Origin of the sequence: Campylobacter sp. CFSAN093241 (assembly GCF_012889595.1) — a bacterium.
Lineage (GTDB): Bacteria > Campylobacterota > Campylobacteria > Campylobacterales > Campylobacteraceae > Campylobacter_D > Campylobacter_D jejuni.
The window spans coordinates 626010-638209 of the sequence record NZ_CP040612.1 but is presented as its reverse complement, the minus strand read 5'-3'; the positions used below and the strand labels follow the sequence as shown (position 1 = coordinate 638209).

General features: G+C 30.1%; 12 protein-coding genes and 1 pseudogene. 9 read left to right on the top strand and 4 right to left on the bottom strand.

Annotated features, from left to right (window positions below; genetic code table 11):
• Positions 1-9 precede the first annotated feature (9 nt).
• Genes FBE96_RS03320 through FBE96_RS03305 form a run of 4 tightly spaced genes read right to left on the bottom strand, consistent with a single transcriptional unit; the run spans position 10 to position 2630 of the window.
• Positions 10-1260 (bottom strand): RNA polymerase factor sigma-54, encoded by a 1251-nt coding sequence (locus FBE96_RS03320; protein WP_002871996.1) that lies wholly within the window; start codon positions 1258-1260, stop codon positions 10-12.
• Positions 1260-1988, bottom strand: coding sequence for an LPS export ABC transporter ATP-binding protein (gene lptB, locus FBE96_RS03315; protein WP_002855252.1), 729 nt, complete (start codon positions 1986-1988; stop codon positions 1260-1262). Before lptB ends, FBE96_RS03320 begins: the two co-directional genes overlap by 1 nt.
• Entirely contained in the window at positions 1981-2388 is a 408-nt protein-coding gene (gene tsaE / locus FBE96_RS03310) for a tRNA (adenosine(37)-N6)-threonylcarbamoyltransferase complex ATPase subunit type 1 TsaE (protein WP_002871995.1), read from the bottom strand. Before tsaE ends, lptB begins: the two co-directional genes overlap by 8 nt.
• Positions 2385-2630 (bottom strand): RNA-binding S4 domain-containing protein, encoded by a 246-nt coding sequence (locus FBE96_RS03305; RefSeq protein ID WP_002864726.1) that lies wholly within the window; start codon positions 2628-2630, stop codon positions 2385-2387. Before FBE96_RS03305 ends, tsaE begins: the two co-directional genes overlap by 4 nt.
• 155 nt (positions 2631-2785) lie before the next feature.
• On the opposite strand from FBE96_RS03305, the gene FBE96_RS03300 reads away from it, so the two are divergent.
• From FBE96_RS03300 to FBE96_RS03260, 9 genes and pseudogenes are all read left to right on the top strand, one after another.
• Positions 2786-4006 (top strand): argininosuccinate synthase, encoded by a 1221-nt coding sequence (locus FBE96_RS03300; RefSeq protein WP_002852200.1) that lies wholly within the window; start codon positions 2786-2788, stop codon positions 4004-4006.
• A 12-nt stretch (positions 4007-4018) separates the two neighbouring features.
• Positions 4019-4462 carry a 50S ribosomal protein L9 gene (gene rplI / locus FBE96_RS03295; protein WP_002781628.1) on the top strand — a complete coding sequence of 148 codons (444 nt, stop codon included), beginning with the start codon at positions 4019-4021 and terminating at the stop codon, positions 4460-4462.
• The gene (gene hslV, locus FBE96_RS03290) at positions 4462-5004 is read left to right on the top strand and encodes an ATP-dependent protease subunit HslV (protein WP_002781630.1); all 543 of its coding nucleotides are present in this window, start codon (positions 4462-4464) and stop codon (positions 5002-5004) included. The genes rplI and hslV overlap by 1 nt, the downstream gene beginning before the upstream one ends.
• The gene (hslU, locus tag FBE96_RS03285) at positions 5001-6320 is read left to right on the top strand and encodes an ATP-dependent protease ATPase subunit HslU (protein ID WP_002852226.1); all 1320 of its coding nucleotides are present in this window, start codon (positions 5001-5003) and stop codon (positions 6318-6320) included. Before hslV ends, hslU begins: the two co-directional genes overlap by 4 nt.
• A complete protein-coding gene (gene era / locus FBE96_RS03280; protein ID WP_002852114.1) occupies positions 6317-7192 on the top strand; it encodes a GTPase Era in 876 nt (291 codons plus the stop codon). Before hslU ends, era begins: the two co-directional genes overlap by 4 nt.
• Positions 7179-8285: a hypothetical protein gene (locus tag FBE96_RS03275; RefSeq protein WP_021034203.1), complete on the top strand. Its 1107-nt coding sequence runs from the start codon at positions 7179-7181 to the stop codon at positions 8283-8285. The genes era and FBE96_RS03275 overlap by 14 nt, the downstream gene beginning before the upstream one ends.
• Positions 8278-8826, top strand: coding sequence for a hypothetical protein (locus FBE96_RS03270; protein WP_002852208.1), 549 nt, complete (start codon positions 8278-8280; stop codon positions 8824-8826). Before FBE96_RS03275 ends, FBE96_RS03270 begins: the two co-directional genes overlap by 8 nt.
• Before the next feature lie 128 nt (positions 8827-8954).
• Positions 8955-10475 (top strand): annotated as a pseudogene (locus tag FBE96_RS08750) (peptide MFS transporter).
• 171 nt (positions 10476-10646) lie between these two features.
• Positions 10647-12200 (top strand): peptide MFS transporter, encoded by a 1554-nt coding sequence (locus FBE96_RS03260; RefSeq protein ID WP_052785211.1) that lies wholly within the window; start codon positions 10647-10649, stop codon positions 12198-12200.

Below are 12200 nucleotides of genomic sequence, written 5' to 3'. Positions count from 1 at the left end.
GATAGAATTTTATCCTTCAAGTTCATATAATTTTTTTCTATCTGTAGAGCTTGCTATATTAAGATGTTTGCGATATTTTGTAATAGTTCTTCGCCCTATATCAACTTTAAATTCTTCTTTGATTAATTCTAAAATTTTACTATCGCTTAAAGGTTTATTGCGATCTTCATTCTTTACTAAATTTGCCACAAATTCTTTAACACCTACATTTGAAGTCTCTCCCTCTTCATCAAGAGCAAAAGCAAAAAAATCACGCAAAGGGATAAGTCCTCTTTCACAACTTAAATATTTATTTGCCACAGCTCTTGATATAGTCGAAGCATTGCGTTCTAAATCAAGTGCTAAATCCTTAAAAGTCATAGGTTTTATCTCTTTTCCCATAAAAAAATCATATTGATATTCTACTATCATAAGCCCTATTTTATAAAGAGTAGCTTTTCTCATCGCTAGAGCATCGACTAAATTTTTTGCTTCTTTGATGTAATGACTTAAAAAATCATGCTCTAAACCATCAGTTTGGATTGAAATTTCAGGATAATAATCATCATTGATTTTTACTTTAATTTCACCATTTTCTTTATAAACAAAAATATCAGGAACAATTATACGAGAATCTTCAAAATATTCCAAAAAAGGAGGAGTGCTAAAGCACTTAAGTACAGCTAATGCTTCTTTATATAAAGGCTCTTTGGTATAGTTTTGTATATTTTCAAAATCCATAATCAACATTCTACAAAACTCATCAATATCTTCATCTAACTCCATATTTTCAAGAGCAAATAAAAATGCTTCTTTATAATCTTTAGCTCCCACTCCTACAGGATCTAAAAATTTAAATCTTGCTCTTACTCGCTCAATTTCTTCCAAAGAATACTCTTTTAAAAATTCTTCATCGTATTCAAAATATCCTTCCTCATTTAAGCATTCTATAATTTTTTTTGCAAGTTCTTGAGATTTGTTTGTAGGAAACAAAGGAGGAAGAATCTGTTCATTTAAAAGCTCATAAACACTTTTTTTGGCAAGTCCTTTACTATCCACAAAAGCCGAATTTACATTATGTTTATAAAATGAATCAAAATAATTCTTACCCTTATCATGAGTTTGTATCGAATCTTGAACATTTAAGAAAGGATTATCCTCAGCAAATTTATCTAAATTTTCTTTTAAATCCTCTATATTTGCTTGTAAAATCGGCAACCAAGAGCGTAAAGTTTGAGAAATTTTAGTCTTGGGTGCTTGGGTGATTTTTTGCTTTAACATCAATCAAGGAGTTTAAACTCCGCTCCTAAATAATACTTTTTCACGTCTTTATTGGTTGCAATTTCATCAGCATTCCCACTAGCAAGCAAAGAGCCCGATCTTATAACATAAGCTCTATCACAAATAGCTAAAGTCTCACGCACATTATGATCGGTAATTAAAACCCCAATCCCCAATCTTTTAAGCTCTTTAATTAAAGTTTGAATTTCAGCCACTGCTATAGGATCAACACCTGCAAAAGGCTCATCAAGAAGCAAAAACTTAGGTTCACACATCAAGCTTCTAGCGATCTCACAACGCCTTCTTTCACCTCCACTTAAACTTAAACCTTTCCTTAAACGAATAGGCTCTATACTTAAGAGTTCAAGCATTTGCTCAACTTTATCATGTAAAATTTTTTTATCTTTATAAAAAATCTGAGCCGCTAAAAGCAGGTTATCTTCTACACTTAAATCCTTAAAAATACTACTTTCTTGAGGTAAATAACCTATCCCTGATCTAGCTCTTTTATTTAAAGGATCTTTTGTCACATCTAAACCATCTAAAAGAACTTTTCCACTACTTGGAGAAATAAGTCCACATATCATATAAAAAGTTGTTGTTTTTCCTGCACCATTTGGCCCTAAAAGTCCTACAACTTCTCCGCTATTAACCTCCAAAGAAATTCCATGTATAATCTTAGTTTTTTTAATAATTTTTTCCAAATTTACAATTTCTAATTTACTCATAAATTTCATACTTTCTTTTGTCATCTTTAATGCTAATTTTAATCTGGATAGTAGAAATTCCAAATTTCATTAAAGTTTTTTTCAAATTTTCACCGCCCCATTCAACCAAATGCAAACCTTTTTCAAAAAAATTTTCAAATAAACCATTCGCTAAAAGTCCTTCTAAACCTTCTTGATAAATATCATAATGATAAATGCAAATATCATGATTTTCATATTTTTGCATAGTGGAAAAAGTTGGAGAATCTACCCTTGCATCAAGACCAAGAAATTTAACCCAAGCTTGCACCAAGCTTGTTTTTCCGCTAGCCAAATCTCCTTGAAGCAAAACAACACCTTCTTTAGGCATTATTTGAAGCATCGTTTTGATCTCATTTTTTGCTAAAATAAATTCTTTCATAATTTTACCACATATTCATTTTGTGCGTTTTTAGGAATGCTTTTCGTACTAGGTAGAGCTAGCACTTTATATTTTTGAGTGTATTCAGTAAAATGTAAAGTGATAATATCACCTACCTTAACCTCTTTACTCGCCTTAACAATAACACCATTAATCCCCACTACACCACTTTTACACATATCTTCAGAAATAGCTCTTCTTTTCGTGATATTAACTACATTTAAAAATTTATCTACTCTCATAAAAGCAATTTTAGCAAAAAAAATCAATTTTTGGAACAAAATTTGCTTACGCCTTTGCTTTATTTTTTTAAGAAAATAGCAAGTAAAAACTTTTCTTTAATGAAATTTGGATACAATTTTATAATTTTCAAACCTATTTTAACAAAGGATATCTTATGAAAAATGAAGTAAAAAAAGTAGTTTTAGCGTATTCTGGGGGGCTTGATACGAGCATTATTTTAAAATGGCTTCAAGATGAGTATAATTGTGAAGTTGTAACTTTTACAGCAGATATTGGTCAAGGCGAAGAACTCGAACCTGCGAGAAAAAAAGCCCTTTCTTTAGGCATAAAAGAAGAAAATATTTTCATTAAAGATTTAAGAGATGAATTTGTTAAAGATTATGTATTTCCTATGTTTAGAGCCAATGCAATTTATGAAGGAGAGTATCTTTTAGGAACAAGTATAGCAAGACCACTCATAGCAAAAACTCAAGCACAAATTGCCCTGCAAACAGGTGCTGATGCGGTAAGTCATGGCGCCACAGGCAAAGGAAATGATCAAGTGCGTTTTGAACTTGGTTATCTTGCTTTTAGTCCCGATTTAAAAATCATCGCTCCATGGCGTGAGTGGGATTTAAACAGTCGTGAAAAACTCCTTGCTTATGCGCAAAAACATGGCATTGATATTTCTAAGAAAAAAGGAAAATCCCCTTATTCTATGGACGCAAATTTACTTCATATTTCTTACGAAGGACTTGTTTTAGAAGATCCTGCACACGCACCTGAAGAAGATATGTGGAGATGGAGTAAAAGCCCAAAAGACGCTCCAAATGAAAGTGAAATTATAGAACTTGATTTCCAAAAAGGAGATTTAGTAGCGATAAATGGAGAAAAACTAAGTCCTGCAGGACTTTTAACCAAACTTAACGAACTAGGCTGCAAACACGGTATAGGACGCCTTGATATAGTAGAAAATCGCTATGTAGGCATGAAAAGCCGTGGTTGTTACGAAACTCCAGGCGGTACTATACTTTTAAAAGCACATAGAGCGCTTGAAAGCATCACGCTTGATAGAGAAGCAGCACACTTAAAAGATGAACTCATGCCAAAATACGCGAGTTTAATTTATAATGGCTATTGGTTCTCGCCTGAAAGAATGATGCTTCAAGCCTTAATCGATGAGTCTCAAATTCACGCCAATGGCAGAGTAAAACTCGAGCTTTATAAAGGCAATGTGATGGTTATAGGACGCGAAAGTGCGAACGATAGCTTGTTTAACGCAGCTTATTGTACTTTTGAAGAAGATGAAGTGTATAATCAAAAAGACGCAGCAGGCTTTATCAAGCTTAATGCTTTGCGTTTTATCATCGCAGGAAAAAATGGAAGAAAATTTTAATAAAGGAATAAAATGAAAGTATTATTAATCAAAGATGTAAAAGCACTTGGAAAAGCAGGAGAAATAAAAGAAGTAAAAGACGGCTATGGACAAAATTTCTTAATCGCTAAAGGCTTTGCTAAAGCAGCTACTAATGAAGTTTTAAGAAAATATGAAAGCGACAAGAAAAAAGAGGCTGAAAATTTACGCTTTGAAATCGCAAATTTAGAAAAACTCAAAGAAGAACTTAGCAAAATCACTCTTGAAATTTCAAAACCCGTAGGTGCAAATGGAAGTTTGTTTGGTGGCGTAACCAAAGATGAAATCGCTCACGCCCTAAAAGAACAAAGCCATATAGAAATCGATAAAAAAAGTTTAGAATGTGATACCTTAAAAAGCTTAGGAATCCACGAAGTAAGCGTAAAACTTGGACACGCAATCCATGCTAAATTTAACATAAATATAAAGGCAGAATAATGTTTCACGCAACAACGATTTTAGCTTACAAAGGTAAAAATAAATCCGTAATTGGCGGAGATGGACAAGTAAGCTTTGGAAATACGGTGCTAAAAGGCAATGCTGTAAAGATTAGAAAACTCAACAATGGCAAAGTTTTAGCAGGTTTTGCAGGATCAACAGCTGATGCTTTTAATCTTTTTGATATGTTTGAAAATCTCCTTCAAAGTTCTAAAGGCGATCTTTTAAAAGCAGCAATTGACTTTTCTAAAGAATGGAGAAAAGACAAATACCTAAGAAAACTTGAAGCCATGATGCTCGTACTTGATAGAAATCACATTTTTCTACTTTCTGGTACAGGCGATGTGGTCGAACCTGAAGATGGACAAATCGCAGCCATAGGAAGTGGTGGAAACTATGCGCTTTCAGCTGCTAGAGCCTTAGCAAAACATACCGATTTAGATGAAGAAGAACTTGTAAAATCAAGTCTTCAAATCGCAGGTGAAATTTGCATTTATACCAATACCAATATCAAAACTTATGTAATTGAGGATGAGAAATGAATCTAACTCCAAAAGAAATCGTTAAATTTTTAGATGATTATGTTATAGGACAAAAAAAAGCTAAAAAAATCATAGCTATAGCTTTAAGAAATCGCTACCGCAGAATGCAACTTAGCCCTGAGTTGCAAGATGATATAGTGCCAAAAAATATCTTGATGATAGGTTCTACAGGTGTAGGAAAAACAGAAATCGCTAGGCGTTTAGCTAAAATGATGGGCTTTCCTTTCATCAAAATCGAAGCAAGTAAATATACTGAAGTAGGTTTTGTAGGTCGTGATGTAGAAAGCATGGTAAGAGATCTTGCCAATGCGGCTTTAAATTTGGTAAAAAATGAGCAAAGAGAAAAAAACAAAGATAAAATCGATGAATTTATAGAAAATAAAATTTTAGAAAAACTTTTACCACCTTTACCAAAGGGTATCAGCGATGAAAAACAAGAAGAATATAAAAACAGTCTTGAAAAAATGAGAACTAAACTAAGAAATGGCGATCTTGATGAAAGCACCATAGAGATAGAAATTTCACAAAATATGTTTGATACCAATCCCAACCTACCTCCTGAAATGGGTGCAATGCAAGATATAGTTAAGGTTATAGGCGTTGGCAGTAAAAAAGTCAAAAAAGAAATGAAAATCAAAGACGCTAAAAATGCTTTAAAAAATGAAGCAGGAGAAAAAATCCTCGACCAAGAAAGCATCAAAAGCGAAGCCTTAAAAAGAGCGGAAAATGAAGGTATTATTTTTATTGATGAAATCGATAAAATCGCTGTTTCAAGCGGAAATTCAAACCGCCAAGATCCAAGTAAAGAAGGGGTGCAAAGAGACTTACTTCCTATAGTCGAGGGATCAAATGTACAAACAAAAATAGGTACTTTAAAAACCGATCATATTCTTTTTATCGCTGCAGGGGCTTTTCATCTTAGCAAACCAAGTGATCTTATCCCTGAACTGCAAGGACGCTTTCCTTTAAGAGTGGAATTAGATAGTCTTGATGATAAAGCTCTTTATGAAATTTTAACACGTCCTAAAAATTCACTTTTAAAACAATACTCTCAGCTTTTAAAAACTGAAAATTTAGAACTTGAATTTGATGATGAAGCCATTAAAGAAATAGCAAAAATAGCTTCAAGAGCCAATGAAGAAATGCAAGATATAGGTGCTAGACGCTTACATACTGTGATAGAAAAATTACTTGAAGATCTAAGTTTTGAAGCTGATGAGTATGCGGGTAAAAAATTCGTAGTGGATAAAAAAATGGTAGAAGAAAAACTCGGAGATATCATAGAAAATAAAGATCTTGCAAGGTATATTTTGTGAAAAGTGGCTTTGTTAGTATCATAGGGCGTACTAATGCAGGAAAAAGTACTTTAATCAATTCCTTATTAGAAGAAAAAATCGCCCTAGTTTCTCACAAACAAAACGCCACAAGGCGTAAAATCAAAGCCATAGTGATGCATGAAAAAAATCAAATCATTTTCATCGATACCCCAGGACTTCACGAAAGCGGTGCTACGCTTAATCAACTGCTTGTCCAAAGTGCTATTAAATCCATGGGGGATTGTGATGTGATTTTATTTGTGGCGAGTGTTTTTGATAGTACAAAAGACTATGAAAATTTTCTTAGTCTAAACCCACAAGTACCACATATCATCACTTTAAATAAAGTAGATTTAACCGACAATGCTACACTTTTAAAAAAACTTAGCGAATATGCAAAATTTAGCCAACATTTTAAGGCTATCATTCCTTATTCTTCTAAGAAAAAAAGCTATAAAAAAGGCTTGTTAGATGAGATAGTAAAATATCTTGACGAACATGAATATTTTTATGATCCTGAATTTTTAAGTGCGAGTAGCGAAAAAGAAATTTATAGAGATTTCATACTTGAAAGTATTTATGAAAATTTAAGCGATGAGCTTCCTTATAGTAGCGAAGTGCTTATCCATCGCACCAAAGACACACCTAATCTTTTAATCCTAGAAGCCAATATCATCACAGATACAAACTCTCACAAGGGTATGCTTATAGGAAAAGAAGGGGCAACTTTAAAAAGAATAGGCAAAGATGCACGCTTTAAAATTTCAAAACTTGCCCAAAAAAAGGTACTTTTAAAGCTTTTTGTAACAGTGAAAAAAAACTGGCAAAAAGATGAAGAATTTTTAAAAAAACTTCTAAATGATGAAAATTAATTCATTAAATAAAATAAATTTTATAAAATCTACAGATTTACTTTATGCTCAAAGAACGGGAATATCCAAAGAAGACGAACTTTTTAACAATTTAACTGCAGATTTTAAGCTAAGCAAACCCTTTGACTATCAAATAGCTTTTTTTAAACATAATGAAATTTATCATTGTTTTTTAGCACCTGTTTACAAATTGAAAAAAAGTCGTTTTTGCTTTCCCGAGCCTTTAATTTTTCAAGCTTTATTTGATGAAAGATTTATTGAGGAAAGTGATTATTGTGTTTTAAATTTATATGATCAAACTTTATATTTATATTTTTACCAAGAGGGAAAATTTATCAATCTTAAAAAAATCGAAAATTTCAACCCAAGCAATATGGATTTATTTTTTAAACAAAATCGATTTATAGAACTTTTAAAACACTATGAAAGCAAATTGCTACTTTATCAGGATTTGGATACAATCAAACATTACTTCTCATCTCAAATAAAATGTTTAAATCTAAATGATATTCTTGATAAAAATAGTTTATTGAAATTAAGTTCATATAGTATAAAAAATCTAGATCAAAATTGTAATTTTATCAAGCATAATAAAATAAAAATATCTATTTCTTTTAAAATTATATTAATATTTATTTTTAGCTTTAGTCTTAGCATGATGATTTTATTATTTAAAGATTTTATAGAGTACAAACAAAATAAGGAAATTCAAAATAAAAATTTTATCATACAAGAAGAAATTTCTAAACTAAAACAAGATAAGCAAAAATTATTAACAAACATACAAGATTTAAACTTTACTCTTTCCAATAAAATATCATCTACACAACAACAATTTCATATTTTATCCACCATAACAAAAGAAATCAATTTAGATAAAAATAAGGCAATCATTCTAAATCAAATCATATCATGGCTTAATTCCAATGAACTTAAAATCACAAATCTTGAATTTGAACAAACAAAAATCATTCTTTCTTTTATCGATGAAAACCACTTTAAAAGAGCATTAGAAAATCTAAATTCTACTTTTAAATTCCTTGATAAAAATGAAGAAACATTGAATATCATATTAGAAGTCATACATGAATAAAATAGAAGTATTTTTGCAAAATTTAAATCCTAGGGAAAAATTTCTTTTTATTTCTTTTATCTGCCTTTGTGCTTTGTTTTTAGCTTTTAAAATTCATGATCGCTTTTTGGAAGATATTTTTCAAAAAACATTAGTAGAACATAATTACCTTGCATTAAATGAAGCAAAAATAGAAAATTCACATCTTAAAGAAATAGAGACAAAGCTAACAAAACAGATAAAAACAGAGGAAGAAAAATTAAAATACTATAAAGAAAAATTGCATTTATTTTTTTATGATAAAGATTTTTTCAATAAAAAAATCAATAATTTATCCAAAAATTTAACCATTAATGAAATAAAATTTTCCCAAGAAAACAAAAATTTTATCCACTATAATTATGTTTTTCTAAGTTTAAATGGCAACTTTAAAGACTTACTCAATTTTATACAAAATTTAGAAAATCTTCCTATAGCTTTAAAAATTGATAAAATAAAACTATACAATACACAGGGTTTAAAATTAAAGCTTGATTTAATGTTTAAATTTGTTAATTTATAATAATATTAAAATATTATATTTTTAAATATTATTATAAAAAAAATATTTAAAAATATTGTAATTTAATTATTTTTCTATTACTATTAGTTAAAATATTTTAAGCATAAAAAAAAGAAAGGTATTGGGAAGTGACTAAACAAGAAATACAAAAACTCGATACAAATTTCCTAGGTCATCGCAAGCCCTTATTCTCTTTATCAATGGTAGAACTTTGGGAAAGATTTGCTTTTTATGGCATACGATCTTTACTTGTGCTTTTCATGGCAACAACCATAAGCAAAGGTAGACTTGGAATAAGCACTGAATACGCCTCGGCAATTTATGGCATTTTTGCAGGATGCTTGTATTTAGCAGCACTTCCTGGAGGCTGGATTACTGATAATTATTTAGGGCAAAAAAAGGCTTTATTTTTAGGTTCTTTTATTATAGCTTTAGGACATATTAGCATAGCCTTATCTATTTTAAGCACACCTATGTTTTTCCTAGGGCTTACTTTTATCGTTATTGGTACTGGATTTTTTAAAACTAACGCTTCTGTAACAGTTGGAATGTTGTATAAACAAAATGATACAAGATGCGATACTGGCTATACGATTTTTTATATAGGAATTAACATTGGAGCATTCATTGCTCCTCTTATATGTGGTTTTGTTCAAGCAAAATGGAATTATCATTTAGGATTTGTCATAGGAGGTTTAGGTATGCTAATCTCTTTGCTTATTTTATATTTTAAAGCTGCCCTTGAGCTTGAAGAATTTCATAAAAATTGAACCTTAAAGCAAAACTGGGAATAACCATTTAAAAAAGTAAAAAATTTAACTCTTATACTAAGTATAAGCTTGTTAAGTATTATTGGATTTTTTCTAATGTTTATTAATCTTGTAAATATTAATCCCATATAATACTATCAAAAAAACTTCTAATTGTAATTTTACTATGTTTGGTAATTTATTTCATATATCTTTTTGTTTTTAAAGCTTTAAATAAAAGAGAAAAACAGCAATTAACAATTTTAATTGTTTTATTCTTTGCAGCCACTTTTTTTTGGAGTGCTTTTGAACAAAAACCTACTGCTTATAATCTTTTTGCGCAAGATTTTACAAATAGAAATATTTTTGATTGGAAAATTCTAACAAACTGGTTTCAATCTTTTAATCCAATTTTTATCATCATACTTGCTCCTATAGCAAGTTATATTTGGATATTTTTAGAGAAAAAAAATATATATTTTTCTTCCATTGGAAAATTTACTTTAGGAATATTATTTGCCGGTATTGGTTTTATGATGATGACCTTTGCTTCACAAAATCTAATAAACAACAATGGTTTGCCAATATCCATGGCTTGGATTATCATAAGTATATTCTTTTTAACACTTGGGGAATTATGCGTGTCTCCTATTGGACTCTCTATAATGGCTAAGGTTGCCCCTGATTTAATCAAAAATCAAATCATGGGACTTTGGTTTGTAGCAAGTGCGCTTGGAAATTTTGTTGCAGGACTTATAGGAGGAAATGTCAATATTAAAAACATCGATCAACTTCCTAATATTTTTGGACAATGCATGTGGATGCTTTTTGTTGTAGCACTTTTGCTTTTTATTGCTAAAAAACCATCTTAACAAAAAAAATAAGCAATTATCTAACTAAACTTAAAATACAAAATACACCAAAGTTGAAAATTGATCTTAATATTTCTTTTTTTTATATTTGCAAAAAAGTAACATTATGATATAAATCATTTAAAAATATTACAAAGTTATACATATTTTTTAATTTCTTGTCTATAATTTATAAATAAAAATACACAAAGGATATAAATTGAGTAAAAATGTAAAAAATTTAGATACTTCATTTTTTGGACATCCAAAACCACTTTTATCTCTTTCACTTACTGAGCTTTGGGAAAGATTTTCTTTTTACGGAATTCGTCCCTTGCTTTACCTTTTTATGATAGCAAGTTTTGAAAAAAGTGGAATGAACTTAAAACCTGAAGAAGCAAGTGCAATTATGGGAATTTTTGCAAGTTGTTTATATCTTGCTGCTTTGCCAGGTGGATGGCTTGCGGACAATTACTTAGGACAAAAAAGAGCAATTTTACTAGGTGCTTTAACTATAGCATTTGGACATTTGTGCATAGCCTTTTCTTATTTTAACAATAAAATGATTTTTGTTGGTATGGTTTTTTTGGTTATAGGTACAGGACTTTTTAAAACTTGTGCTTCTGTAATGGTTGGAATGCTTTATAAAAAAAATGATGCAAGGCGTGACTCTGGTTTTACTCTTTTTTATATGTGCTTTAATTTTGGTGCTTTTGTAGCTCCTTTAATTTGCGGCTTTTTACAAAAAGAATACGGATGGCATTTTGGTTTTGGTGCAGGTGGGATTGGTATGCTTTTAGCGGTAATTATTTTCTACCTAAAAACTATGCCTGATTTAAAAGAATTTGATGAAAAAGTTGGCATAGACTCTACTTGGGATAGACCAAGCAAAAAAAGCAAAAACGCATTTTACATCATCATTGTATCAGGTATTGTTTTGCTTGGAGCAATATTTTTAATCCTTGGTGGTTTTATAAAATTAGATGCACAAGTTATTAATAAAAATATTATTCTAACTATCTTAGCTTGTGCTGGAATTTATTTTTTATATCTTTTCGCTTTTACTTCTTTAAAAATAGAAGAAAAAAGAAATTTAATTATTTTTATTGTTTTATTTTTAGCGGCTGCGTTATTTTGGTCAGTATATGAGCAACAATACACTTCTTTTAATTTTTTTGCAGAAAAATTAACAGATAAAACCATATTAAATTATGAAATTCCTACAATATGGTTTCAATCTCTTGGAGGTTTATTTGTTATACTTTTTGCACCTTTTAGTGCTTTTATATGGACTATATGTGCCAAAAATAATAAAGAAATTTCATCTATTATTAAATTTGCATTAGGACTTTTGGGTGCAGCTTTGGCATTTTTAATAATGGCTTTAGCTTCAAATCATGCAATTAGTTTAAATGGCGATGCTGATACATTAAGAGAAAATTTAGAAAATTCATCACAAATTATTTTAGTTTCACCTTGGTGGCTTGTCAGTAGCTTTTTGCTTATGGTTTTAGGAGAGCTTTGCCTTTCCCCTGTGGGACTTTCTATAATGACAAAAATTGCACCTAATTTAATTAAATCTCAAGTCATGGGACTTTGGTTTGTAGCAAGTGCATTAGGCAATGCTTTAGCTGGATTCATAGGTGGTAAAGCAAGTGAAGAAAATATAGCTTATTTGCCAAATTTATTTTACCAATGTATGTGGATATTACTTGGTGCTGTTATAATTTTACTTATACTCAAAAAACCTATCAATAAAATACTAAAAAATTAA